Origin of the sequence: Micromonospora sp. WMMD812 (genome assembly GCF_027497215.1) — a bacterium.
Taxonomy (GTDB): domain Bacteria; phylum Actinomycetota; class Actinomycetes; order Mycobacteriales; family Micromonosporaceae; genus Micromonospora.
This window is the reverse complement of the sequence record NZ_CP114904.1, coordinates 6,253,454-6,276,761: the sequence shown is the minus strand read 5'-3', so window position 1 is coordinate 6,276,761 and position 23,308 is coordinate 6,253,454. Positions and strand designations below refer to the sequence as shown.

At 73.7% G+C, this 23,308-nt stretch carries 21 protein-coding genes, 1 other RNA gene and 1 pseudogene; 8 read left to right on the top strand and 15 right to left on the bottom strand.

Going from position 1 to position 23,308, the window contains the following annotated elements:
• Positions 1-69 precede the first annotated feature (69 nt).
• On the top strand, positions 70-915 hold the full coding sequence (gene panB / locus O7603_RS29115; protein WP_281572919.1) for a 3-methyl-2-oxobutanoate hydroxymethyltransferase: 846 nt from the start codon (positions 70-72) through the stop codon (positions 913-915).
• A gap of 1,118 nt (positions 916-2,033) precedes the next feature.
• Positions 2,034-3,446 (top strand): HNH endonuclease signature motif containing protein, encoded by a 1,413-nt coding sequence (locus O7603_RS29110; RefSeq protein ID WP_281572918.1) that lies wholly within the window; start codon positions 2,034-2,036, stop codon positions 3,444-3,446.
• 403 nt (positions 3,447-3,849) lie between these two features.
• Here O7603_RS29110 and npdG read toward each other — a convergent pair whose 3' ends face one another.
• The 4 genes from npdG to O7603_RS29090 form a co-directional block, all read right to left on the bottom strand.
• Positions 3,850-4,548: an NADPH-dependent F420 reductase gene (gene npdG / locus O7603_RS29105; RefSeq protein ID WP_281572917.1), complete on the bottom strand. Its 699-nt coding sequence runs from the start codon at positions 4,546-4,548 to the stop codon at positions 3,850-3,852.
• 156 nt (positions 4,549-4,704) lie between these two features.
• The gene (locus O7603_RS29100) at positions 4,705-6,135 is read right to left on the bottom strand and encodes an RNB domain-containing ribonuclease (protein WP_281572916.1); all 1,431 of its coding nucleotides are present in this window, start codon (positions 6,133-6,135) and stop codon (positions 4,705-4,707) included.
• A 508-nt stretch (positions 6,136-6,643) separates the two neighbouring features.
• Positions 6,644-7,402, bottom strand: coding sequence for a histone (locus O7603_RS29095; RefSeq protein ID WP_281572915.1), 759 nt, complete (start codon positions 7,400-7,402; stop codon positions 6,644-6,646).
• Between the two features lie 83 nt (positions 7,403-7,485).
• Positions 7,486-7,689: a hypothetical protein gene (locus O7603_RS29090; protein ID WP_281572914.1), complete on the bottom strand. Its 204-nt coding sequence runs from the start codon at positions 7,687-7,689 to the stop codon at positions 7,486-7,488.
• A 221-nt stretch (positions 7,690-7,910) separates the two neighbouring features.
• On the opposite strand from O7603_RS29090, the gene O7603_RS29085 reads away from it, so the two are divergent.
• Both O7603_RS29085 and O7603_RS29080 read left to right on the top strand, forming a co-directional pair.
• Positions 7,911-9,185, top strand: a complete 1,275-nt coding sequence (locus O7603_RS29085) for a M48 family metallopeptidase (protein WP_281572913.1) — start codon at positions 7,911-7,913, stop codon at positions 9,183-9,185.
• 43 nt (positions 9,186-9,228) lie between these two features.
• Positions 9,229-9,732: an NUDIX domain-containing protein gene (locus O7603_RS29080; protein WP_281572912.1), complete on the top strand. Its 504-nt coding sequence runs from the start codon at positions 9,229-9,231 to the stop codon at positions 9,730-9,732.
• Positions 9,733-9,799: 67 nt separating this feature from the next.
• Here O7603_RS29080 and O7603_RS29075 read toward each other — a convergent pair whose 3' ends face one another.
• Together O7603_RS29075 and O7603_RS29070 are read right to left on the bottom strand one after the other, a co-directional pair.
• Positions 9,800-10,666 carry an AraC family transcriptional regulator gene (locus O7603_RS29075; protein WP_281572911.1) on the bottom strand — a complete coding sequence of 289 codons (867 nt, stop codon included), beginning with the start codon at positions 10,664-10,666 and terminating at the stop codon, positions 9,800-9,802.
• A gap of 141 nt (positions 10,667-10,807) precedes the next feature.
• Positions 10,808-11,188 (bottom strand): VOC family protein, encoded by a 381-nt coding sequence (locus O7603_RS29070; RefSeq protein ID WP_281572910.1) that lies wholly within the window; start codon positions 11,186-11,188, stop codon positions 10,808-10,810.
• A gap of 299 nt (positions 11,189-11,487) precedes the next feature.
• On the opposite strand from O7603_RS29070, the pseudogene O7603_RS29065 reads away from it, so the two are divergent.
• Positions 11,488-11,651 (top strand): annotated as a pseudogene (locus O7603_RS29065) (cell division protein DivIVA); the annotation flags it as partial.
• A gap of 153 nt (positions 11,652-11,804) precedes the next feature.
• Here the strand turns inward: O7603_RS29065 and O7603_RS29060 are convergent.
• The gene (locus tag O7603_RS29060; protein ID WP_281572909.1) at positions 11,805-12,290 is read right to left on the bottom strand and encodes an FBP domain-containing protein; all 486 of its coding nucleotides are present in this window, start codon (positions 12,288-12,290) and stop codon (positions 11,805-11,807) included.
• A gap of 60 nt (positions 12,291-12,350) precedes the next feature.
• On the opposite strand from O7603_RS29060, the gene O7603_RS29055 reads away from it, so the two are divergent.
• On the top strand, positions 12,351-12,920 hold the full coding sequence (locus O7603_RS29055) for a TetR/AcrR family transcriptional regulator (RefSeq protein ID WP_281572908.1): 570 nt from the start codon (positions 12,351-12,353) through the stop codon (positions 12,918-12,920).
• A gap of 164 nt (positions 12,921-13,084) precedes the next feature.
• On the opposite strand, the gene O7603_RS29050 is transcribed toward O7603_RS29055, so the two are convergent.
• Both O7603_RS29050 and rnpB read right to left on the bottom strand, forming a co-directional pair.
• On the bottom strand, positions 13,085-14,281 hold the full coding sequence (locus O7603_RS29050; RefSeq protein WP_281572907.1) for an epoxide hydrolase family protein: 1,197 nt from the start codon (positions 14,279-14,281) through the stop codon (positions 13,085-13,087).
• A 455-nt stretch (positions 14,282-14,736) separates the two neighbouring features.
• An RNA gene (gene rnpB, locus O7603_RS29045) (RNase P RNA component class A) lies at positions 14,737-15,152 on the bottom strand.
• Positions 15,153-15,440: 288 nt separating this feature from the next.
• On the opposite strand from rnpB, the gene O7603_RS29040 reads away from it, so the two are divergent.
• A complete protein-coding gene (locus O7603_RS29040; RefSeq protein WP_281572906.1) occupies positions 15,441-16,202 on the top strand; it encodes a sulfite exporter TauE/SafE family protein in 762 nt (253 codons plus the stop codon).
• 166 nt (positions 16,203-16,368) lie between these two features.
• On the opposite strand, the gene O7603_RS29035 is transcribed toward O7603_RS29040, so the two are convergent.
• Positions 16,369-17,601, bottom strand: a complete 1,233-nt coding sequence (locus tag O7603_RS29035; protein ID WP_281572905.1) for an MFS transporter — start codon at positions 17,599-17,601, stop codon at positions 16,369-16,371.
• A 53-nt stretch (positions 17,602-17,654) separates the two neighbouring features.
• On the opposite strand from O7603_RS29035, the gene O7603_RS29030 reads away from it, so the two are divergent.
• On the top strand, positions 17,655-18,131 hold the full coding sequence (locus O7603_RS29030) for a MarR family transcriptional regulator (RefSeq protein WP_281572904.1): 477 nt from the start codon (positions 17,655-17,657) through the stop codon (positions 18,129-18,131).
• Positions 18,132-18,232: 101 nt separating this feature from the next.
• Here O7603_RS29030 and O7603_RS29025 read toward each other — a convergent pair whose 3' ends face one another.
• The 5 genes from O7603_RS29025 to O7603_RS29005 form a co-directional block, all read right to left on the bottom strand.
• A complete protein-coding gene (locus O7603_RS29025; RefSeq protein ID WP_281572903.1) occupies positions 18,233-19,882 on the bottom strand; it encodes a sodium:solute symporter in 1,650 nt (549 codons plus the stop codon).
• A complete protein-coding gene (locus O7603_RS29020; protein WP_281572902.1) occupies positions 19,882-20,124 on the bottom strand; it encodes a DUF3311 domain-containing protein in 243 nt (80 codons plus the stop codon). The genes O7603_RS29025 and O7603_RS29020 overlap by 1 nt, the downstream gene beginning before the upstream one ends.
• 255 nt (positions 20,125-20,379) lie before the next feature.
• Positions 20,380-21,600 carry a bifunctional RNase H/acid phosphatase gene (locus O7603_RS29015; protein ID WP_281572901.1) on the bottom strand — a complete coding sequence of 407 codons (1,221 nt, stop codon included), beginning with the start codon at positions 21,598-21,600 and terminating at the stop codon, positions 20,380-20,382.
• 5 nt (positions 21,601-21,605) lie between these two features.
• Positions 21,606-22,343, bottom strand: coding sequence for a C4-type zinc ribbon domain-containing protein (locus O7603_RS29010; protein ID WP_281572900.1), 738 nt, complete (start codon positions 22,341-22,343; stop codon positions 21,606-21,608).
• On the bottom strand, positions 22,340-23,170 hold the full coding sequence (locus O7603_RS29005; protein WP_281576852.1) for a Nif3-like dinuclear metal center hexameric protein: 831 nt from the start codon (positions 23,168-23,170) through the stop codon (positions 22,340-22,342). The genes O7603_RS29010 and O7603_RS29005 overlap by 4 nt, the downstream gene beginning before the upstream one ends.
• Between the last annotated feature and the right edge of the window lie 138 nt (positions 23,171-23,308).

The window sequence follows — 23,308 nt, the reverse complement described above, 5'->3', positions numbered from 1 at the left end:
GGTCGTCCGGTGCGACGATCGCGGCGGAACCCGGGGACCGCGCACGCGGCCTCGAGGAAGGAGAGAGTCATGGCGGAGTCCACCCCGACCGAGGTGACCGCCCTCTACGGGGGGCCGGCGACCCGGCGGGTCCGCACCCGCGACCTGATCGCCGCCAAGGAGCGCGGCGAGCGGTGGCCGATGCTCACCTCGTACGATCAGTACACGGCGTCGATCTTCGACCAGGCCGGGATCCCCGTGCTGCTGGTCGGCGACTCGGCGGCGAACAACGTCTTCGGCTACGAGACGACCGTCCCGGTGACCGCCGAGGAGTTGCTTCCGCTGGTACGCGCCGTGGTCCGGGCGACCCGACAGGCGCTGATCGTCGGCGACCTGCCGTTCGGGTCGTACGAGGAGGGGCCAACGCAGGCACTGCGTACCGCGGTGCGGTTCATGAAGGAGGGCGGCTGCCACGCGGTGAAGCTGGAAGGTGGGCGGCGCTGCGCCGCGCAGATCGCCGCGATCACCGGCGCCGGTATCCCGGTGATGGCGCACATCGGCTTCACTCCGCAGAGCGAGCACGCCATCGGCGGCTACCGGGTGCAGGGGCGGGGCGACGCGGCCGACGAGGTGATCGCCGACGCCCGGGCCGTGGCCGAGGCGGGCGCCTTCGCGGTGGTGCTGGAGATGGTGCCCGGTGAGGTTGCCAAGCGGATCACCCACGAGCTGCGCATCCCGACCGTGGGCATCGGCGCCGGCCCGGACACCGACGCCCAGGTCCTGGTCTGGCAGGACATGGCCGGCCTGCGGAGCGGCAAGACGCCGCGCTTCGTGAAACGCTACGCCGACCTGGCCGGCACCCTGACCGACGCGACCCGCCGGTTCGCCGACGAGGTCCGCGGCGGCGACTTCCCCGCCGCCGAACACACCTTCTAGGGCACGTGTCGAGATCCTGGCCGAGGCGAGCCGGGGTCCAGGCGGCGATCCGGTAAGGCGCGGATTTGCCCGCATGCCGGCGCTGTATCCGGCGAATCCGCAACGCCGCCGGTCGCCGCCGGGGCCCGGCGCAGCGCGGCTGGGAGCATCGACGCACGCCCCGAACGACGGGTCCCGGGCCCCGGCCCGGGACCCCAGCAGCCCGTTCGCCAACGCCGCGCCGGCCTGCCGCAGACAGGCGGGCCGCAACGGGCTACCGCGACGGGGGGTCGCAGCCGACCTACCGCGGCGGCAGGCCGCACCCGGCTACCGCGACCGCGGGCCCCACCGACCACAGGCCCCACCCCGCCACCGCAACCACAGGCCCGACCGGAGCAGCCCGAGGGAGCAGGCTCCACCGGCCGCGGCAGCGGCCACCACCATGCGGCAGCAGCGGCCACCACCGGGCTGCCGCAGCAGGAGGCACCACCGGGCTGTCGCAGCACGGGGCACCACCGTGCTGTCGCAGTCGCGGACCAAACGCGGCCGCCGCAACCACAGGCCCCACAGTTAAGCAGCCCGAAGGAGCAGGCTCCGCCGGCCGCGGCAGCGGCCACCACCGGGCTGCCGCAGCAGGAAGCAGCACCGGGCTGTCGCAGCACGGGGCGTCAACTGGGCTGTCGCAGTCGCGGACCAATCCGCCGCCGCAAGCACAGGCCCCATCGGAGCAGCCGAAGGAGCAGGCTCCACCGGCTGCCGCAGCGGCCACCACCGGGCTGTCGCAGCACGGGGCACCAACTGGGCTGTCGCAGTCGCGGACCAACCCGGCCGCCGCAACCGCAGGCCGCGACCCCGCCAACGTAGCCGTAGGCCGGACCCGGCTACCGCGAGCGCGGGATCTACCTGGCGACCGCAGCCGCCGGCCGAACCCGGTCCGCCGCGACCGCAGGACCCACCCGCTACCGCAACGGCAGGCCGCAACCGAAGGCCGCACCAGGCCGCAGCGGCGGCGGGACGCACCGGGCTGTCGCAGGGGCGGCCGATGCCGGGCCGGGAGCACATCACCCTTCCTCACTCGACGCCGATGGCGGAGGCCGCACGGGGCCGAGAACGTCGTACACCTGTTCCATTCTGTCTGGGTGATCGACGAGTTGGCGCGGGCCGAGACGGCCATCTGGCCGTGCCGCGACGCGGCGGCCGGGGCCATGCCCGAGCAGCAGCTCGTCGAAGCGCTCGAGACCGCGCACCGGCTGGAGCAACGGCTGGCGGCGATCAAGCTGGCCCTGATCCGGGAGTTCGACGGGCGGGGCCTCGCGGTCGCCCAAGGCGCGACGTCGACCGCGGTCTGGCTGCGCGACCGGCTACGGCTCACGGTGCCGGCCGCACGCCGACTGGTCGACCTCGCCGCCGCGCTCGACGACGGGCCACCGGCCGTTCGCGATGCCCTCGCCGAGGGCCGCGTCGACGCGGAGCAGGCCCGCGTGATCGCCGAAACCACCGCGACCGTGCGGGCGGAAGCCGGCCCGACCGCCGCCGACAAGGCGGTGGACCTGCTCGTGGAGTGGGCGGGCGAGTTCGAACCCGGCCTGCTCCGCAAGCTGGGCAGCAGGGTCCTCGACCACGTCGCCCCGGAGGTCGCCGAGGCCGCCGCCGGTCGGGCCCTGGAGGCCGAGGCCACGCGCGCGGCCCGCGACCGCCACCTCACCCTCTCCGATCTGCGGGACGGGCGCCTTCGGCTCACCGGCAGCCTGGACGCCGAGACGGCGGCACTGCTGCGCGCCGCCATCGAGCCGTTGACCGCGCCGTCCGGGCCGGACGATCCCCGCTCACCCGGCCAGCGCCGGCACGACGCGCTCGGCGACGTCTGCCGGCTGGCCCTGCGCACCGGCGAGTTGCCCGATCACGGTGGTGAACCGGCACAGCTCGTCGTCACGACGTCCTACGACAGCCTCACCCGGCAACTCGGCTCGGGCACCCTGGACACCGGCCTGGCGCTGACGGCCGAGGCCGTCCGTCGACTGGCCTGCGACGCGGGGCTGCTGCCCGCCGTGCTCGGCGGTGCCGGTCAGGTGCTCGACGTGGGGCGGCAACGCCGGCTCGTCTCCGGGGCGCTGCGGCGCGCGCTTGTCGTACGCGACGGCGGCTGCGCCTTTCCGGGCTGTGACCGCCCGCCCCGCTGGTGCGAGGGCCACCACCTGCGTCACTGGTCCGACGGGGGCGACACCAGCCTGGCCAACGCGGTGCTGCTCTGCCGTCACCACCACCGGCAGGTGCACCACCACGGTTGGCAGGTCCGGCTCGCCGGCGACGGCCATCCCGAGTTCGTCCCGCCGGTCTGGCTCGACCCGCGGCAACGACCGCGCCGCAACCACCTGCGGCGACTGACCCCCGGCGCGCCGGAACGCGTCCGAACCAATCCTGGGCACCGCGCACGGCACGGCGGCACGAGGCCGATTCCCCGGCCGATGCCGCCCAGCCTGACGACCGCCACCATGATGCGGACTCCCGCGCGGCCGGCCGGCAGACCGTCGGCCCGCCCACGCCCACCGTGACGCCGACCGCGCCGGCACAACGTCCGCGCTGGAGCCTGCACCAGCGACGCGCGATGCCGTCGCAGGCCGAGCGCGCCCTCAAGAGCGGGACAAGCGGCCCGCGCGCACATCGCCGCCGTCAGCGGACGATGACGCGGGACAGGCCGCCCATCCCCACGTCGTCACCGTCAGCGGTCCGCGCCCCGCACCCACAACCCGACTTGTGCACCAGATCGACCCCGATGACGGCGGGCACGCCAGCGGTCGGTGACGCGAGACAGGCCACCCATCCCCACGTCGTCACCGTCAGCGGTCCGCGCCCCGCACCCACAACCCGGCTTGCGCACCAGATCGACCCCGATGACGGCGGACGCGCCAGCGGTCGGTGACGCGGGACAGGCGATCCGCCCCTAGATCGCCGCCGTCAGAGGTCGGTGACGCGGATGCCGGCGTGGGCCTTGTAGCGCTTGTTGATGGCGATGAGATTGGCGGTGAACGCCTCGATCTGGTGGGCGTTGCGCAGCCGGCCGGCGTAGATGCCGCGCATGCCGGGGATCTGCGCGGCGAGCGCGCCGACCACACTCACCAGTTCCCGGTCCTCGGTGCAGATCAGCACGTCCAGGTCGATCCGGTCGATCTCCGGGTCGGCCAGCAACGGGGCGCTGACGTGGTTGAACGCCGCGCAGACCCGGGAGTCGGGGAGCAGGGCGGCGGCCTGCTGCACGGCGCTGCCCTCCGGGACATCCAGCGCGTACGGCCCCTGCTTGTCGAACCCGAGCGGGTTGACGCAATCGATGACGATCTTGCCAGCGAGCGGTTCGGCGAGCGCGGCGACGATGTCGGCGTGCCCATCCCACGGCACCGCGATGATGACGACGTCGCTGGCCCGGGCAACCTCGTCGTTGTCCGCACCGGCGACGGTCGTGCCGGCGGGCACGCCGGGCAGTGCGGCGATCTCCTCGGCAGACCGGGCGGCCCGCTCGGCCGAGCGGGAGCCGATCAGCACGGTCTGGCCGGCCCGGGCGAACCGGTAGGCGAGGCCCCGTCCCTGGTCACCGGTGCCGCCGATGATGCCGACGGTCAGCCCGGACACGTCGGGCAGCGTGCTCGCGTCGTATGCCATGGGCTCATCCTCGCAAATCCGGCGGGCCGGAAGCAGTGCCGGCCGATGTGACATCGCCCGCTGCCCCGCTCGGCCCCCGACCAGTACCCACCGGGCGGGAACCTCCGGCCCGGCCGTATCAGGCGCGTTCGGGCGGGAACCTCCGGCCCGGCCGTGTCAGGCGCGTTCGAAGAGCACGGTCCGCGCGGTCGGGTCGGCGGTGACCAGCCGCGCCCGGATCCGTTCGCCGAGCGGCAGTTCACCGAGGCAGCGGGCACGGACCGGCGGGGCGTCCACGGCTACCGTGCCGCCCGGCGGGCGCGGACGGGACCGGCCGTTCGGCGGCGCGTCGACGTCCAGCACCGCCGCGTCGAAGGTCTCCCCCACCCGGTCTGCGAGGAGCACCGCCTCGGTGAGCTCCACGGCCCCGCGAGTGGCTGCCGACGCCGTCCGGTCCGTCGTGGCCATCACCTCCGGCAGCCGGGCCAGCGCGTCCCTCGCCCAGTCGGGCACCGGTCGGCCCTCGTGCAGGGCCAGGCAGACCTCGGTCGCGTACCTGTCGGCGAGCCGGCGCAGCGGCGCCGTGACATGGGCGTACGCGGCGGCGACCCCGCCGTGCCGCGCCTGCTCGGGGAGTGCGCCGTCGAAGGCGGTGTACGCGGCGCCGCGCATCAGCTCGGCCGCCTGATCGATGAAGGCCGCCGCCCGGGGCTGCGCGGGATCGAGCGCGGCGATCACCTCACCCGGGCCGGCGCCGTCCGGCCAGTGCACGCCCAGCGGCGCGGCGGCGGCGCGCAACCGCTGTACGGCCTCCGGCTTCGGCGGCGGCATCGTCCGCAGCAAGCCGATCCGCCCGGCGAGCATGATGTCGGCGGCGGCCATCCCGGTGAGCAACGAGATCTGCGCGTTGTGCTCCTCCAGCGGCACAGGCCCGCGCAGCACCAGCCGCCAGCCGTCGCCGTCGGCCTCCACGTCCTGCTCGGGCAACGGCAGGTTGATCGCACCCCGGCTCAGGCCCCGGGCGGTGAGCCGGCCGCCGATCTCGGGCAGCAACGCGATCGGGTCGGGCAGTCGGCCGGCGTCGGCGTCGGCCTGGACCCCGGCGTAGTCCAGCTTGGCCCGGCTGCGGACCAGGGCACGTTCCAGGGTGACGGCGACGGTGGCGGCGTCGGCGTCCAGGTCGATCGTCCAGACCACCGCGGCGCGGTCGACGTCGGGCAGCAGGCTCGCCGCGCCTTCGCTGAGGGTCTCCGGGTGCAGCGGCACGTTGCCGTCCGGCAGGTAGATCGTCTGCCCACGCCGCCAGGTCTCCTGCTCCAGCGCGCCGCCGGGGCGGACGTGCGAGGCCACGTCGGCGATCGCGTACCGCAGGCGGTAGCCGCCGGCGGGGCGGCGGCTGAGGTGCATCGCCTGGTCCAGGTCGCGGGAGCCGGCCGGGTCCACGGTGACGAACGGGACGTCGGTGCGGTCGACGGTCGGGCGCGGCGGGTTCGCGGCCGCGGCGTCCGCCTCGTGCCGCGCCGAGACCGGGAACTCGTCGGGCAACCGCAGCTCGCGGCGGAGCGCGGCGAAGTCGATGCGGGGCGCGAGGACGCGTCGGATGACCACGCGTCCATCCTGACAGCGTGGCTGATGATCCGCCTCCCCCGGCCGCGTCGGCCTGCGAGTCAGCGTGGTCCGGGGAACCGGGGCGTCGGCGGCGGACGCCCCGCCCCGTTCGGCCACCACGGACGATCGAGGGAGGCAGGGTCCGCCGAGTGGCGGGGCCCCCCCGGCGGCCGGCCGGCCTCCGGGCGGCGACCACCGGATAACGGACAGGCTGCCAGCGGCCGGCCTCTGGGCGGCCGGCCTCTGGGCGACGATCACCGGATGACGGGCCATGGGACGGCAGGCCCCCGGCGGCCGGCCTCCGGGCGGCGACCACCGGATGACGGGCCACGGGACGGCAGGCCCCCGGCGGCCGGCCTCCGGGCGGCAACCCGTCGAATGACGGGCCACCAGATGACGGACCACGGACGGCGCGCCACCGGACGACAAGCCACCGGCAGCGGGCCACCGGATGGCGAGCCGCGGGCGGCGGGCCGTCGGGATCCTGGTCCTGCGCCGGTCCGGGCTCCTACCGGCTGGTGGTCCGGCTGGTGCGCGCGGTGGTGGTCCGCGCGGCGGTCTTGCGGGCCGGCGCCTTCGTGGCCGCCGTCTTCCGCGCGGTGGTGACGGCCGTCTTGCGGGCCGGCGCCTTCTTCGCCGCGGTCGTACGGGCCGCGGCGGTCGTACGGGCCGCGCCGGTCGGGCGGGTGGCGGCGGTCGTCCTCTTGGCCGGGGCCTTCTTCGCCGTGGTCTTCTTGGCGGGAGCCTTCTTCGCCGTGGTCTTCTTCGCGGGAGCCTTCTTCGCCGCCGCCTTCTTCGCGGCGCCCGTCGTCTTCTTCGCGGCGGTCGTGGCGGTCTTCCTCGCGGTCCCGGTGGTCTTCCGCGCCGCCGCCGTGGTCTTCTTCGCCGCCGACGTGGTGGTGCGCTTCGCGGCCGTCGTGGTCTTCTTCGCGGCCGCGGTCGTCTTCCGGGCGCCTGTGCCGGCCTTCTTCGCCGCGGCCGCGGACTTGGCCGGCGCCTTCTTCGCGGTCGTGGTGGTCTTCTTGGCGGCGGTCGAGGCCCGGGTCGCCGCCTTCTTGGCGGGGGCCTTGGCGGCCGTGGTCTTCTTCGCCGGAGCGCGCCCCGCCCCGCCGGCCGCCTTCTTGGCCGGCGCCTTCGCGGCCGTGCCGGTGGCCCGCCGCGCGGGGGTGGTCCGGCTCGCTGCCGTGTTCCGCTCCGCCGCGGCGGTCTTCTTCGCGGTGGTACGTCTGGCGGCCGGGCGCGTGGTGGCCTTCTGTGTCTCGGCCATCTCGGTTCCCTCCTTGGGGACGTGCTCTCGCGTGTCTCCTCGCGGAGCACGGAGTACCTCGACGCGGGCCGTCCCGCGCCGTTCTACCTGTCCTCCCCGGCCCAACGGGCGTCCTCGGCGTCCCACGCTTCGTTGCGCTCCTGCACCCGCTGCAGTGCGTTCTCCGCGTCGGCGGCTGAGGCGTACGGGCCGAGCACGTGCTTCGCCGGGCACACGTCGGCGTCGGTCTCGACCCGGTGGTGTCGGGTGCACCAGTAGTAGTGCGCACCACGTCCGCTGTCGCTCATGAGATCACTGTGCACCGCGAACCACCCGGCCGCCACCGGAACACCGCAAGTCGCCGTGCTCTCCACAGTAGATCCGCTACGGACGGCCCGCGCCGAAATCCGGCAAAAACGGCAGGGATACCGGCCGTCGGCGGCCGGGACGGCGGCCGGGACGGCGGCCGGCCGGCCTCGGCCGAACGGATGGTTCCGGTGTAGGACGGCGATGGGCAGGATCCCTCTTCGTGATCACCACGACGGCGGACCCCGCCGCCTGCCCCAACTGCTGCGCGGCCACGGTCTCGGTGCTCGAAGCTCACCCCTGGTGCGCCCACTGCGAGTGGAACCTCGACGCGTTCGACCGGCATCGGCGCGCCCCGGAGTTCGGCTGGACCTGGGTGGACCGGTGGACCCACCGGCTGGCGTACCGACTCACCCGACGGCAGTTCGCCCTTCTCGCCGGACGTCCGCTCGGCGCCGGCGGATGGAGCGGCGCCGCGGTGTTCACCGCGCTCGCGTCGGTGGCGCTGACCGTCGGCGTGCTGGCGCTGGCCGTCACCGGCGTCTGGCTGACCGTGGCGTTCGGGTTCCCCAGCCTCGCCGTCGTGCCGGGTGTCGCGTTGCTGGGGCTGGCCGTCGCGCTGCGTCCCCGGTTCGGCCGGCTCGATCCGGACCTGGAGGTGCTCACCCGGGACCGGGCGCCGGAACTGTTCGGGCTGGTCGACGAGGTGGCCGCGGCGATCGGGACGCCCACCCCGCACGTCATCGGCGTCGACGGCGACCTCAACGCGTACGCCGGGACGGTGGGCCTCCGCCGCCGGCGCGTGCTCTGCCTCGGGCTGCCGTGGTGGGGGGCGCTCGACGCGCGGGAACGGGTCGCCCTGCTCGGCCACGAGCTGGGCCACTTCGGCAACGGTGACCCACGCCGGATGCTGCTCACCCAGCCGGCGTTCACCATGCTCAGCTCGGCCGCCGATCTGGTCCGACCGGTGGACACCGTCGCCGGCGGCGGCCTCGTGGAGATGGTCGGTGCGGCGATCGCCAAGGCGTTCCAGTGGACGCTGTCGCGCCTGCTCTTCGGCGTACACCTGGTGCTGCTCGCGGTGGCGCTGCGGGACGCGCAGCGCGCCGAGTACCGGGCCGACGAGATGGCGGCCCGGGCAGCCGGCACCGACGCCGCGACCGGCCTGCTGGACACCGCGCTCCGCCACGAGTCGGTGGCGCTCGCCGTACGCCGGGAGACGCGGGCGGGGCACGGCCCGCAGCGGTGGCGGACGGCGGTGGCCGAGGCCCGGGACGCGGCGGCCGAGCAGCTGCCGTTGCTGCGCCAACTGTCGGTCCGGGACGAATCCTCGCTCTTCGCCTCGCACCCACCGGCCGGCCTGCGCCGTCGGATGCTCACCGACGGGCCCCGACACGACCCGGCGGTGGTGCTCACCGAGGAGCGGATGTCGCGGATCGACGCCGAGCTGTCCCGGGAGTACGAACGGTTCCGCCGGGATCTCAGCTGGTCGGGCTGAGTCCGGCCCGCCCGGCGGCATCCCCGCGGGTTAGGGTCGCCGCGTGGGCGTACCGGACTACATCCTTTGCATGCGCAAGCACATCGGCCACGACCTGCTCTGGCTGCCGAGCGTCAGCGCGGTGGTCCGCAACGACGCCGGTGAGCTGCTGCTCGGCAAGCGGTCCGACGACGGACGCTGGTCGGTGATCAGCGGCTTCGTCGAGCCGGGCGAGCAGCCCGCGACCGCCGTGGTCCGCGAGGTGCAGGAGGAGACCGGCCTGGACGTGGAGCCGGTCCGCCTCGCGAGCGTCGTCTCGCACCCGCACACCTACCCCAACGGCGACCGCTGCGAGTACCTGAATCTCGGCTTCCAGTGCCGGCTGCTCGGCGGCACCGCGCGGGTCAACGACGACGAGTCGGAGGCGGTGGAGTGGTTCCCGCCGGACCGCCTGCCGGAACTCGACGCGCACGCCCGGCTGGTCCTCGCGCACGCGCTCGGCGGTGCGGACGAGGTCTGGTACCTGCCGGCCGGCGCGGTGTGGGACGGCGGGGACGGGCCGCGGTAGGCCCTGCCCCGCCGTCACCTTTCCGGTAACCGCCCGGCCCGGCTCTCGATGAGGGCAGCCGGCCCGCTCAGGCGGGAATCCGCTCCACCGGAATCCACAGTTCGGCGTCCGCCTCGGTCCCGTCCGCGGAGAGCCGGGTCCGGGAGATCTCCGGCCCGGGCCGACTGCGGTACGGGTTGGACGGGAACCACTGGGTGAAGACGTCCCGCCACAGGTACTGCACCGCCTGGGGGAACGCGCCGGAGGTCTGGAAGACCGCCCAGCTCCCGGCCGGCACGTCGAGCGCGTCCAGGTCCGCCGGCGCCTCGGCGCCGGTGACCACGCCGTGCCAGTAGTCCAGCTCGGTGCCCTCGGCGCGATCGCCGGCGAGGTTGTCGCTGACGTTGACGATGCCCGCCGGCTCCTGGTCGGAGAGCGCCTCCATCCGGCCGACCGTCTCGCGGTCGATGCCCTTGACGAACGCGACGATGGCGGGGTTCATCCCCTCGTGCACGAGCGGCACCCGGGCCTTGCGGCCCACCAGCCGGAACCCGTCCTTCTGCACGATCCGGTACCGCATGCTGCTGCTCCCTTCGACGGTGAGGCGGAAGGACATCCGGGGCTGGGCGCGCAAGGTGGCCCCGGTCCGCCGGGCCTCGCCCGGGCCGACGCCGTGCACGGCCTGGAACGCCCGGGCGAACGCCTCGGCGGAGCCGTAGCCGTAGCGCACCGCGATGTCGAGCAGCGTCTCCTCGCCGGCGAGCACCGCGGCCGCCGCGACGGTGAGCCGCCGCCGCCGGACGTACTCCGACAGCGGCAGGCCCGCCAGCGCGGAGAAGAGCCGCCGGAAGTGGTACTCCGACGTCATCGCGATCCGCGCCAGCTCGGCCACCTCGACGGGCTGGTCGAGCCGCTCCTCGAGGTACGCCATGGCCTGGTTGAGCCGCTCCAGCACCCCGGTCTCCTTCCCTTGTCCACCGCGACGCTAGGCGCGTCCGGGCAGGCCGGGCCCGACAATCGGTGCCCGCTGCGATCGGGTGCCGGTCCGTCGTGCCGCCGACCCGGCCGGTCCGTGCCGCCGCGGCGCGGTGGGCCGTCAGGGCCAGGTCTTCGCCTGCGCGTCGAAGACCTCCGGCGCGGTCTCCACCGGCAGCACACAGAGCAGGTGGCCGCCCGGTGCGCGCAGAATCCGGCACTCCTGCCAGCGCGACACCTCGGTGGCGCCGAGCGCGACCAGCCGTGCCGTCTCCGCCTCCACGTCGTCGGTCTCGATGTCCAGGTGGTACCGGGGCGCGTCGTCGACCGCCTGTACCGCGGTGACCAGTCCGGGCAGCGCGCCGTGCAGGTCGGTGAACTGCGGCTCCGGCGCGTACGGCTCGGCGGGGACGCCGAACGCGGCCGACCAGAAGGCCACCGCGCGGTCGGCGTCGGCTCGGGGAGCGTCGATCAGGAGGGCGTAGACGCGGCTTCGATGCATGCGCGGCAGGATATCGATCCACGCCCGCACCGGCAGGTCGAGCGGCCGGGGACCGGGCGGCCGGCCCACCGCCCGGGTTGATTCGGTGTGCACAGTGGAACCGGGCGCCGTTCCGCGCCCGTCCGACCGCGGAGGAGGAGCGATGCGCCGAGGAATCCGAATGCTCGCGGTGTCGTTGCTCGGCCTCGGGGTCGGCATCTGGCTCGGCCCGAGCCTCGGCTCGGCGGCGGGGCCGTCGGCTGTCGTCGCCTGCCTGGTCGGCCTGGGACTCTCGTTCTTCGGCGCCGGGGAGACCGACCTCGTCGGCGACTCTCCGCGTCCGGCGGACAAGCGGCCCACGCTGAGTGGCCTGGGCACGAGGGTGGAGCAGATCCTCAGCCTGGCCGAGGAGCAGGCCCGGGACCATCGCGAGGAAGCACGACGCGAGGCGGAGGCTCTGGTGGTTGCCGCTCGATCGGAGGCCGCCGCCATCGTCGCCGCGGCGCGGACCGAGGCCACCGGGCTCGGGGCGGCGCCCGAGCCCGAGCCGGGCAGCCACCGGGCCGAGGGTGGCGCCGGCCGACCCGAGGATGGCCTCGGCCGGGCCTGACCGGGCCCGGCGGCCACCGCCGGGTGGTCACTCGGCGACCTTCCGCAGGAAGGCCGCGAGGTGGACCGTCGTGCGCTCGATCTTCTCGGCCAGCGTGATGGTCTCGTCGAGGCGCCGTCCGGCGTCCTTCTTCCCCCGCAGGTAGAGCGAGCAGGCCAGATCGGCGCAGATGTAGAGGCCTACCGAGTCGCCCTGCCGTCCGGTCGGCCCGGCCTTGCGGGCGGTCATCAGCGAGACGCCGTCCCCGGTGTGCGTGGTCATGCATAGCGAGCACATGCTGCGCCGAACCCGCCCGGTCCGGGACGCCACCCGCAGCGCCACCCCGACGAGGCCCGTGCCGGATTCGGCGACCAGGTAGGCCCGCTCGCCCCCGGAGAGGTCCTGCCACCCGAAGAAGTCGAGGTCGCCCCAGGGCCGCACGTCCAGGTCCCGGGGCACGGCCAGGCGCTTCGCCTCGCCCTTGGTGCAGTTGACGAAGGAGGCGCGGATGGCGGGCTCGGTAACGGGCATCATAGGCACTAGCCTAGTACCATTAGGCAAGCGTTTAAAAACTCTAGGTGCGGAGTGTGACCGATGGCGCGTGCGGGAGTGACCGCCGAACGCCTGACCCAGGCGGCGGCGGAGATGGCCGACGACGTCGGCTTCGACAGCGTGACCATCTCGGCGCTGGCGCGCCGCTTCGGTGTCAAGGACGCCAGCCTGTACTTCCACATCAGGAACGCCCAGGACCTGCGGATCAGGGTGGCGGCTCTCGCCCTGACGGAGCTCGCCGACCGGGTCGCCGACGCGCTCGCGGGCCGGGCGGGCAAGGACGCGCTGGTGGCCTTCGCCAACGCCTACCGCGACTACGCGACACGACATCCGGGCCGGTACGCCGCGATGCAGATGGACATCGACCCGGAGACGGCGGCCGCGAGCGCCGCCCGCCGGCACGCCGAGATGACGCGGGCGATCCTGCGCGGCTACCACCTGCCCGAGCCCGACCAGACCGACGCGGTGCGCATGCTGCACAGCACGTTCCACGGGTACGTCAGCCTGGAGCGGTCCGGCGGGTTCCGCCACACCCCACGCACCACGGACGCCTCGTGGGCGCGGGCGCTGGACGCCCTCGACACCCTCCTGCGGAACTGGCCCCCGGAGTGACCAGCCGGCCCGACGACCCGCGATCTCCGAAGCGACGGCAGGTCAGCCACCGCGTCTGGGCAACTGACCTGCCGGGCGGCGGGCGACAGGCGACAGGCAGCGGGCGACAGGCGGCGGGCGGCGGGCGGCGGGCAAGTCGACCTGACCGTGGTGGCCGTACGGGCTCAGGATCTCCGCAGCGGCCGGAACGCGGCCCGTACCTCGGTCGTGAACAGGTCGGGCTCTTCCCAGGCGGCGAAGTGGCCGCCGCGGTCGGCCTCGTTGAAGTACGCGAGGCCGGGGTAGACCGCCTCGGCCCAGCTGCGCGGGGCAGCCCAGAGCTCGCCGGGGAACGTCGTGAAGCCGACCGGAACCCGGACCGGCGGAGGAGCCTGGCCGGCCGCTTGCGCCGCGGCCACGAACCGCCCAAATTCCCAGTACCACCGGGCGGCCGAGGCGCCGGTGCCGGTCAGCCAGTACAGCGTGATGTTGTCGACGATGCTCTCCCGAGTGAGGCTGCCCACGGGTTTGCCCTCGACGACCGCGCGGGACATCTTGTAGTAGCTGTCCGTGTCGTGGTCGAGCATCCAGGCCGCCAGCCCGACGGGTGAATCCAGCAGGGAGTAGCCGATCGTCTGCGGCCGGGTGGACTGCTCCAGGAAGTAGCCGAAGCCGTCCGTCATGAACGTGTTGAGCGCGTCGAGCGCCGCGCGTTCCTGCTCGGACTCCGCCGGCAGTTTGTCCTTGATGGCGATCGCCCCGGAGAGCAGGTTGAGGTGGATGCCGAGCAGCCCCTCCGGTGCCTGGCGGCCCATCGCGTCCGTGACGTTGGCGCCGACGTCGCCGCCCTGGGCGACGTACCTCGCGTAGCCGAGGCGGTCCATCAGCTGCGCCCACGCACGTGCCATGCGGTTGGAATCCCAGCCGAGCTCGGTCGGCTCGCCCGAGAAGCCGTAGCCAGGCAGGCACGGCAGCACCAGGTGGAAGGCGTCCTCCGCCTGTCCGCCGTGCGCGGTCGGGTCGGTGAGCGGGCCGACGACCCCGAGCAGCTCGACGACCGAGCCCGGCCAGCCGTGCGTCATGATCAGCGGCAGGGCGTACTCGTGCGGCGACCGCACGTGGATGAAGTGGATTCCGACGCCGTCGATGTCCGGCGTGTACTGCGGCAGCACGTTCAGCCTCGCCTCGAGCGCGCGCCAGTCGTGCTCGGTCGTCCAGTAGCGGGCCAACTCCTGGACCGTCGCCAGCTGCACGCCCTGGGAGCGATCGGTGACCAGCTCCCGGCTGGGCCAGCGCGTGGCCGCGATCCGGCGGTGCAGGTCGGCGATCGCTTCGTCCGGCATGTCGAGCCGGAAGGGACGAACTTCCGCACCGTTGGACATGTCCATCACCTGCCGCGTCGCGTCGGGTCGGCCGGCGCCGGGCGCCGGCGGGGCTGGCACGGGCCCAGTCTCGCACCGGCGCGTCGACCGGCGGACTGGAACGCGATTCCGCGCGTGGGTCCGGCCCGGACCGGCTGATTGTCTTCTGCCGCCCTCTGTGTCAAGAGGCGGCGAGGAGCGGTGTTCTAGGCTGGGGTTCGGCGGGTCCGGGAAGTGACTGTTCCGAAGTGTTGACCATGGGGATCGGGTCGGCCGCGCTGGATTGAAGAGTCGCCCCCACGTGTCCTCCCGGGCCCGTCCTCACCGCAGCGGCGTCTTTGACCATCTGCTTGTAGACGACGTCGGACAGCCGTCGTTTCAGAGCGCGCATGGCTTCGCGAAGAGTGCGCCGGTCAGTGGCGCCCGCACGGACAACGCGGCCGCAGCCGTGATCGAGGCTGCGGCCTGGTGGGCGACGGACGAGTCGACCTGTACGCCGGATTCTGTGCGCGGCGCGGACCCGAAGGTCCGCGCCGGCGGCGGCCATCCATCTCGGCCTGCCGTCGCCGGCAGGCTCCAGCGGCCTACCCGCAGACATCGGACGGGCCGTCCTCGAGCGTCTGCGCGGGTCGTCGTCCCTTGCGGGCGACAGCCCTCTCTTGGCCTTGCTCCGGGTGGGGTTTACCGAGCCACCCCGGTCACCCGGGGTGCTGGTGGGCTCTTACCCCACCGTTTCACCCTTACCGTCCCCGATGGGGCCGGCGGTCTGTTTTCTGTGGCACTGTCCCGCGGGTCACCCCGGGTTGCCGTTAGCAACCACCCTGCCCTGTGGAGTCCGGACGTTCCTCGGCGGCGGGCCGAAGCCCGCCGACGCGGCCGCCCGGTCGACTCGTCCGTCGCGCTCTTCATCCTAACGACGGTGGCCGGCCCGGTATTGCCGGCCCGGTATTGCCGGCCCGCCCGGCCAAGATCGCCCTATTCCCGCCTGATCCACTCCACGTGGCCGACCCGGCGGTGCTGGACCCATCCCCTCACGGAGGCATCCCATGAGGTGGGTATCCACGGCACCTGATCACCGCCACATCAGCGACATCGAGTCGATCATGCCGAATCCGGAGGGTGCCGTTCGCCGGCGGCCGGCCGAGCGGTGGCCTCCGCCGGGTACTAGCCTGCGGGGATCATGGATCTCTCGCACGCCGCGCTGTTGCTCGCCGCCGGCCTCGCCGCGGGCACGGTCAACGCGGTGGCCGGCGGCGGGTCCCTCATCACCTTCCCGGCGATGATCGCGATCGGGCTGCCGCCGGTGCCGGCCAACGTCAGCAACTCGGTCGCCGTGTTCCCCGGGTACGTGGCGAGCGTGGCGGGCAGCCGGATGGACCTGCCCCATCCGCGCAGGCTGGCCGCGCTGGTGCCGATCACCGCGCTCGGCACCATCGCCGGGGCGCTGCTGCTGCTCGCCACCCCGGCGCGCGCCTTCGAGGTGGCCGTACCGTTCCTGGTGCTCGGCGCGACGGCGGTGCTGGCCTTCCAGGTCCCGCTGCGCCGACTGGTCGGTCACCCGCGGGACCTGTCGCCACGCCGCCGTACCGTCGCGGTGCAGGCCATGGTCGCGCTCGGCGCGGTGTACGGCGGCTACTTCGGCGCGGCGCTCGGGGTGATGCTGGTCGCCGGCCTGGCCCTGGTGCTGGACGCGACGTTGGCCCGGGTGAGCGCGATCAAGAACCTGCTGTCCGCCGTGGTGGGGCTGACCACGCTGGTGGTGTTCGCCCTTTTCGGGCCGGTGAACTGGGCCGCGGTCGCGGTGGTGGCGCCGGCGACGCTGCTCGGCGGGTACGTCGGGGCCCGGCTGGTCCGCCGCCTGCCCCCGGTGGTGCTGAGGACCGTGATCGTGGTCTTCGGCACGGTGATCGGTTTCTTCCTGCTGTGGCGCGCCCTGGGCTGAGCGCCGCCGAGCCCGACCGCGCAAGCCGAGCCCCCGACCACGCCAGCCGACCAGCAGCCCGGCGCGGCCCGCTGGCGGGCCGGCGACCGCGCTGGGACGGGCTCCGGACGCCGTACCGCCCCGCCGCGGGCGTGCGGCGGGGCGGTACGGGCGGGGGACGGTGGACTCAGTACGCCTCGCCGACCGGCTCCTCCGGCGCGCCCTCGGCGCCCGCGGCGGCCCGGTTCCAGCGGGACCAGAGCACCCGCTCGCCGTAGCCGGCGGCCATCACGTGCGCGGACGCGAGGTAGACCAGCACGCCGGCCGCGAGCACCGCGAAGCCGACCCAGAAGGGCAGCGCCAGGGAGTGCTCGGCGAGCTTGCCGGAGATGATCGGCGCCGGGGCGGCGGCACCCCAGCGGACCAGGTTGAACGCGCCGGTGGCCACCCGGCGGTCGCTGGAGCCGAGGCCGAGCGCCAGGTCGGTGAGGTTGGCGTTGGCCAGGCCCATGCAGAGCCCGGCGAGCACCAGCACGACCAGCGCCTCGGCGGTGGAGGTCGAGGTGGCGAAGAGCACCATGCAGACCAGCAGGCCGGCAATGGCGACGCCGACGGTCTGGACCGCGCCGATCCGGTGGGCGAGCCGGTGCCCGATCAGCAGGATGCCGGCGGCCAGGCCGAGACCCCAGCCGGTGAACGCCAACCCGAGCGGGATGACGTCGAGGTGCAGGAACAGCGGCGTGTAGCCGAGGACCACGAAGAAGACGAAGTTGTACGCCGCGGTCACCAGGCAGAGCGCGATGAACGCGGGCCGGCGGTAGGTGGCGAAGATCTGCCCGACCCGGACGGGGGCCTGCCGGTTGGCCGGCTCCCGGAGCTTGCGGGCCGCCACGCCCAGGGCGAGGACCATGAACACACCGCAGACGAAGAACGGCAGCCGCCAGCTCACCTCGCCGAGCAGGCCACCGAGCAGCGGGCCGACCGCGAAGCCCAGGCCGAGCGCGGTCTCGAAGAGGCCGACCACCCACTCCCGGTCGACGGCCAGGTTGACCAGCACCACCATGGCGGTGGCGAAGAACATCGCGTTGCCCAGGCCCCATACGCCGCGCAGCACGCTGAGCTGGACGATGTTGTCGCTGAACGAGGCGAGGATGGCCGCCAGCCCGACGACGGACACGCCGGTGACCAGCACCGGCTTGAACCCGAAGCGGCCGCTGGCGAGGGTCGCCGGGATCATGCCGAGCGCCATCACCGCGATGTACGCGGTGAACAGCAGCTCGACCTGCCAGGCGGTGACGCCGATCGCCTCGCCGATGGCGGGCAGGATCGGGTCCACGACGGCGATGCCGGCGATGGCGAGGAAGGCCACCAGGGTGGTGGCGTAGATGGCACTGCGGTTCGGTTCGGAACGCCGATCCACTCCGACTCCCAATTAGCTGTATCTTACAGGTATTTACCTTGTATCATACAGCTATGAACGACGACACCTCCGCGGGAGCCGGCGACGAGACGGCCCTCGGCCGGATCGAAACCGAGGTGGCCATGCTGATGCGGCTCGGCGAGGCCACCCGGCGCGGCACCGGCACTGCCGAGCACCGGGTGCTCGACCGCGCGGCGTACGTCATCCTGCGCCACCTGGCCGAAGCCGGCCCGCAGAACGTCTCGGCGCTCGCCGCGCGGCTCAACCTGGACGGCTCGACGGTGACCCGGCAGGTCTCCGCGATGCAGCGGGACGGGCTGATCACGAGGGAGCCGGACCCGCGCGACGGGCGGGGCATGGTCATCTCCCCCACCCCGAGCGGCCTGCAGCGGATGGCGGCCGTGCAGGCGGCCCGCACGCGGCTCTACGGCGACATCCTGGCCGGGTGGAGCGCGGAGGACCGGGAAACCCTCGCGGAGATGCTGCAACGGCTCAACCAGAGCATCAAGCGTCGGCCCCGTCCTCGCTGACCCACCCGTCCGACGGTCGGGGCGGGGACGGCACGGCGACTGCACCACGACGGGCGAAGGCCCCCGGGCAGGTCGCCCGGGGGGCCTTCGGCGCGGATCGCTCAGGCGACCGGTTCGGGGGCCGCGTCGGCGTCCCGGCGTTCGCCGGGCGTGACCCGCGGGTCACCCTCGTCGGCGAAGTAGTCGTCCGGCTCGGTGCCGTCGACACCGTCGTGCACCTTGCCGGCCCGCAGCACCAGCGTCACCAGCGCCGCGACCACCAGGTTCACCAGCACGGCCACGATCCCGACGTAGATCGTCTTCGGGGTGTCGAAGCCGAACTTCTCCAGCGGGAACGCCGAGCCGCCGAAGTGCTTCCGGGTCGGGCTCGAGACCTGGTAGAGCATCCACATGCCGAGCCCCATGCCGGCCACCCAGCCCGCGATGAGCGCGCCACGGTGGAACCAGCGGGTGTAGAGGCCCAGCGCCACCGCCGGCAGCGTCTGAAGGATGATCACGCCGCCGATCAGCTGGAGGTCGATGGAGAACTGCGGGTCGAGGAAGACGATGCAGGCCACCGCGCCGACCTTGACCACCAGCGAGGTGATCTTGGAGACGTTCGCCTCCTGCGCCGGGGTCGCGTCCCGCCGCAGGTACTCCTTGTAGATGTTGCGGGTGAACAGGTTCGCCGCCGCGATCGACATGATCGCCGCCGGGACCAGCGCGCCGATGCCGATGGCCGCGTACGCGACGCCGGCGAACCAGTCCGGGAACTGCTGGTCGAACAGGACCGGCACCACCGTGTTGCTGTCGACCGTGCCCTCCTTCGACCCGGGCAGCGGCGCCACCCCGGCGGCGATGGCCATGAAACCGAGCAGCGCGATCAGGCCGAGCAGCAGGCTGTACGCCGGCAGCGCGGACATGTTCCGCTTGATCACGTCCCGGTTCTTGCTGGCCAGAACACCGGTGAGGCTGTGCGGGTAGAGGAAGAGCGCCAGGGCCGAGCCGAACGCCAGCGTGACGTACTGGAGCTGGTTGTTCGCGTTGAGCAGGACGCCGTCGTTCGGATTGGGTGTCCCGTCGAACTTGGCGTCCGCCGCGGCGAAGATGTCCCCCCAGCCACCCAGCTTGTACGGCAGGTAGAAGACCGCCACCAGGATCACGATGTAGATCAGCGAGTCCTTGACGAAGGCGATCAGCGCCGGCGCGCGCAGCCCGGACTGGTAGGTGTAGGCGGCCAGGATGGCGAACGCGATGATGATCGGCAGGTGCCGGGCGAGCGTGCTCTCGCCGGTCACCCCCATGGTCTTGAGGACCGCCTCGATGCCGACCAGCTGCAGGGCGATGTACGGCATGGTGGCCACGATGCCGGTGATCGCGATCAGCAATGCCAGCACCGGCGAGTCGAACCGCTTCCGGACGAAGTCGGCCGGGGTGACGAAGCCGTGCCGGTGCGAGACCGACCAGAGCCGGACCAGCACCAGGAACACCAGCGGGTAGATCACGATGGTGTACGGCACGGCGAAGAAGCCGGCCGCGCCCGCGCCGAACATCAGCGCCGGCACCGCCACGAAGGTGTACGCGGTGTAGAGGTCACCGCCGACGAGGAACCAGGTGATCCAGCCGCCGAAGCTCCGTCCGCCCAGGCCCCACTCGTCCAGGTGCGCCATGTCCTGCGGCGCCCGCCACCGAGCGGCCACGAAGCCCATCGCGCTGACCAGCAGGAAGAGCAGCGAGAAGACGATGATCTCGGTGAGGTGGTCGCGCCACATCAGCGGTCACCCCGCTTCTTCGTCAGCTGGTACACCACGGTGGTGGTGGTCACGCCGAGGATGATGAAGGCCAACTGGAGCCAGTAGAAGCGCGGAAAGCCGAACAGACGGGGCGAGTCCGCGTTGAAGAACGCCGGGACCAGCGGCACCACGATCGGGATGAAGAGCAACCAGTTCCACGGACTGTGATCCTTCGCCCTGGACGACGCCTTGGGTGGCGCCTCCGGTTCGGGTGCAGCCATGAGACAGACCTCCGGGAAGTCGTAACTCGCGTTGTGACGGCCGGAGGCTACGACCCTGTGACCGCCGTCACGCCAGGTGGTCGGAGGGTGCTGCGCCGAACGGCCGGAGAGCTGCGCCGAACGGCGGGCGGGCATCGCCCTTCGGCGGCCGCGCGATGGCGACCGCTGGTTCCTGGGGGGGCCGGCGGAGCGTCGGGGCGGCGCCGAGGAGCACCGTCCACCGTGGCGGGAGTTACCCTTACCGACGCGTCGACGTCAGGCGATGCCGTCGAGGTGGGCCGTCTCGTTGACCGAGCGGACCGCCACCCCGCCGTCCGGCCACAGGTCCACCACGGAGATGCCGGCGGCGTCGAGGTAGAGCCGGTGCAGGAAGGCGTCGTCCGCCGCGAGGGCGTCGCGCAGCAGCAGCTTGATCGGCGAGACGTGCGAGACCACCACGACGGTCTCCCGGGGGTACGCCTCGCAGAGCGCGGCGACCGCCCGGCCGGCACGCTCGGCGACCCCGGCGAACGACTCCCCCTGCGGCGGCGCGACCCGGGTCGAGGCGAGCCAGGCGTCCAGCTCCCCCGGCCACCCCTCGCGCACCTCGGCGAAGGTCCGCCCCTCCCAGAGGCCGAAGTCGCACTCGACGAGGTCGTCGTCGCGGCGCAACGGCAGGTCGCCCAGGGCCGCGGCGATCGCCTCGGCGGTCGCCACGCACCGGGACAGCGGGGAGCTGACCACAGCCACGGCGCCGGGCGCCAGCGCGGCCACCCGCGCGGCGGTGGCCCGGACCTGCTTCCGCCCCCGCACCGACAGGGGGATGTCCCCCCGGCCGGAGTAGCGGCGCTGCTCGGTGTACTCGGTCTCGCCGTGCCGGACCAGGACCAGTCGGGTCGCGGTGAGGCTGGGCCGCGGCTCCCACGAGGCCGGCGCGGTCGTCGGGTCGCTGCCGGTCGTCCGCGCCGTGGCGGCCCGGTCGGCGACCTTCCGGGCGCGGGCCCGGTCCGCCTCGTCGGGCCCGGACACCGCGCGCGGCGGCTCGACGATCCGGGGCTCGTCGACCACCGGCCGGGCCGGAGCGCCGGCTGCCGCGTCCATCGCGGCATTGGCGAGCGCGTCGGCGTGCCGGTTCTGTTCCCGGGGGATCCAGCTGAACCGGACCGCGGCGAACCGCCCCACCAGTGCGGCGGCCTGGGCGGCGAGCGGGCGCAGACCCGCGTTCTTGATCTGCCAGCGGCCACTCATCTGCTCGACCACGAGCTTAGAGTCCATCCGGGCGTCGACCTCGGTGGCGCCCAGCTCGGCGGCGGCCTCCAGGCCGGCGATCAGACCCTGGTACTCGGCCACGTTGTTGGTGGTCACCCCGATCGACTCGGACCGCTCGGCGAGCACCTCGCCGGTGTCCGGGTCGCGGACCACCGCGCCGTAGCCGGCCGGGCCGGGATTGCCCCGCGACCCGCCGTCGGCCTCGATCAGCACCACGCGGGGCGCCATCGCGACTACAGGCCCGACTCGTTGGTCCGGACCATGATTCGCCGGCACTCCTCGCAGCGGACCACGTCGTCCGGGTCCGCCTTGCGGATCCGGGCCAGGTCGGCGCCGGAGAGCTCCAGCCGGCAGCCGCCGCAGCGGCCCGCGGTGAGCAGCGCCGCGCCCAGGCCGGTGTCCTCGCGGATCCGGTCGTAGAGCGTCACCAGCTCGGCCGGGAGGTCACCGGCGAGCGGCTGCCGGGCGGAGCGCTTGAACTCCTCCTCCTTGGCGATCTCGGCGAGGCTCTCGTCCCGGCGCTGCTCGGTGGCCGCCCGCTTGTCCCGGGCCTCGGCCAGCCGCTGCTCCACGCCGTCGAGCACGCCCTGCGCGGTCTCCCGCTGCTCCATCAGCTCCAGCTCGGCGTCCTCCAGGTCGCCCTGACGCCGGTTGAGCGAGACCAGCTCGTGCTGAAGCGCCTCCAGCTCCCGGGCCGGGCCGGTGCCGGCGGCCAGCCGGGCCTGGTCCTTCTCCTTGCGGGCCCGGACCTGGTCGACGTCCTTCTCCAGCCGCGCGATGTCCCGGTCCAGGTCGTCGACCGCCACCTGGGCGCGTACCCGCTCGTCCTCCAACCCGGACAGCTCCCGGGCCAGCGACTCCAACTCGGCCCGCTCGGGCAGCGCGCGACGGCGGTGGGCGAGCTGGGCGAGGGCGGTGTCGATCGCCTGAAGGTCGAGCAGGCGGCGCTGGACCTGGGGGTCAGCCTTCACGGTCGGGGCTCCTTGTCGTCCACCGCGGGTGTGGCGGCGTGTACGGTCCACGGGTCGGTGTCCAGGTCGGACACCAGGGTCTCGACGCCCGGCGTCTCCCGCAGGAGCGCGGCCAGGTCGTCCAACCAGGGTCGCTCGGTCGCCCAGTGGGCGGCGTCGAGCAGGGCGGGACCCTCGGCGGCGAGGTTTTCGCCGGCCGGGTGGTGCCGCAGGTCTGCGGTGAGGAACGCGTCCACCCCGGCGGCGGCCGCGTCGGCCAGGAAGGCGTCCCCCGAGCCGCCGCTGACCGCGAGCGTACGCACCGTACGCCCCGGGTCGCCAGCGGCGCGGACGCCCCAGGACGTGGCGGGGAGCACCGCGGCGGCGTGCCGGGTCAGTTCGGCGAGCGTCATCGACCGGGGCAGCTCGCCGATCCGGCCGATCCCGCGCCCGGGACCGTACGCGGGCGAGCCGGGGGCGGCCGGGTGCAGCGGGCGCAGCCCGGTCAGCCCGAACCGGGCCGCGAGCGCGTCGGAGACGCCCGGGGCGGCCACGTCGGCGTTGGTGTGGGCCACGTAGAGCGCCACTCCGGCACGGATCAGCTGGTGGACGATCCGCCCCTTGTACGTGGTCGGGGCGACCGAGGAGACGCCACGCAGCAGCAGCGGGTGGTGGGCGACGATCATGTCCACGCCGGCGGCGAGCGCCTCGGCGACCGTCTCGGGCACCACGTCCACCACACAGAGCACGCGACGTACCGGGGCGGACGGCTCACCGAGCACCAGACCGACCCGGTCCCAGTCCTCGGCCCAGACCGGCGGGTAGCGCCGCTCCAGCTCGGCCACCACGTCGGTCACCGTCGGCCCGGATCCGGTTGTGCTCACGGCGGGCCAGCTTACCGGCGCGGGCTGTGCCGGGCGGCGTCCCCCGCCGGACCCGGTGGGAACGGCACCGGTACCACTCGCGCCGGTGCCAGTCGCGCCGGC

Excerpts from the sequence above, each read along its gene's own strand:
- O7603_RS29070 (WP_281572910.1), bottom strand. The coding sequence starts at position 11,188 with ATGCATCGAAGCCGCGTCTACGCCCTCCTGATCGACGCTCCCCGAGCC.
- O7603_RS29095 (WP_281572915.1), bottom strand. The coding sequence starts at position 7,402 with ATGGCCGAGACACAGAAGGCCACCACGCGCCCGGCCGCCAGACGTACC.
- O7603_RS29055 (WP_281572908.1), top strand. The coding sequence starts at position 12,351 with ATGGCGCGTGCGGGAGTGACCGCCGAACGCCTGACCCAGGCGGCGGCG.
- O7603_RS29025 (WP_281572903.1), bottom strand. The coding sequence starts at position 19,882 with ATGTGGCGCGACCACCTCACCGAGATCATCGTCTTCTCGCTGCTCTTC.
- O7603_RS29050 (WP_281572907.1), bottom strand. The coding sequence starts at position 14,281 with ATGTCCAACGGTGCGGAAGTTCGTCCCTTCCGGCTCGACATGCCGGAC.
- panB (WP_281572919.1), top strand. The coding sequence starts at position 70 with ATGGCGGAGTCCACCCCGACCGAGGTGACCGCCCTCTACGGGGGGCCG.
- O7603_RS29090 (WP_281572914.1), bottom strand. The coding sequence starts at position 7,689 with ATGAGCGACAGCGGACGTGGTGCGCACTACTACTGGTGCACCCGACAC.
- O7603_RS29030 (WP_281572904.1), top strand. The coding sequence starts at position 17,655 with ATGAACGACGACACCTCCGCGGGAGCCGGCGACGAGACGGCCCTCGGC.
- O7603_RS29040 (WP_281572906.1), top strand. The coding sequence starts at position 15,441 with ATGGATCTCTCGCACGCCGCGCTGTTGCTCGCCGCCGGCCTCGCCGCG.
- npdG (WP_281572917.1), bottom strand. The coding sequence starts at position 4,548 with ATGGCATACGACGCGAGCACGCTGCCCGACGTGTCCGGGCTGACCGTC.
- O7603_RS29060 (WP_281572909.1), bottom strand. The coding sequence starts at position 12,290 with ATGATGCCCGTTACCGAGCCCGCCATCCGCGCCTCCTTCGTCAACTGC.
- O7603_RS29020 (WP_281572902.1), bottom strand. The coding sequence starts at position 20,124 with ATGGCTGCACCCGAACCGGAGGCGCCACCCAAGGCGTCGTCCAGGGCG.
- O7603_RS29015 (WP_281572901.1), bottom strand. The coding sequence starts at position 21,600 with ATGGCGCCCCGCGTGGTGCTGATCGAGGCCGACGGCGGGTCGCGGGGC.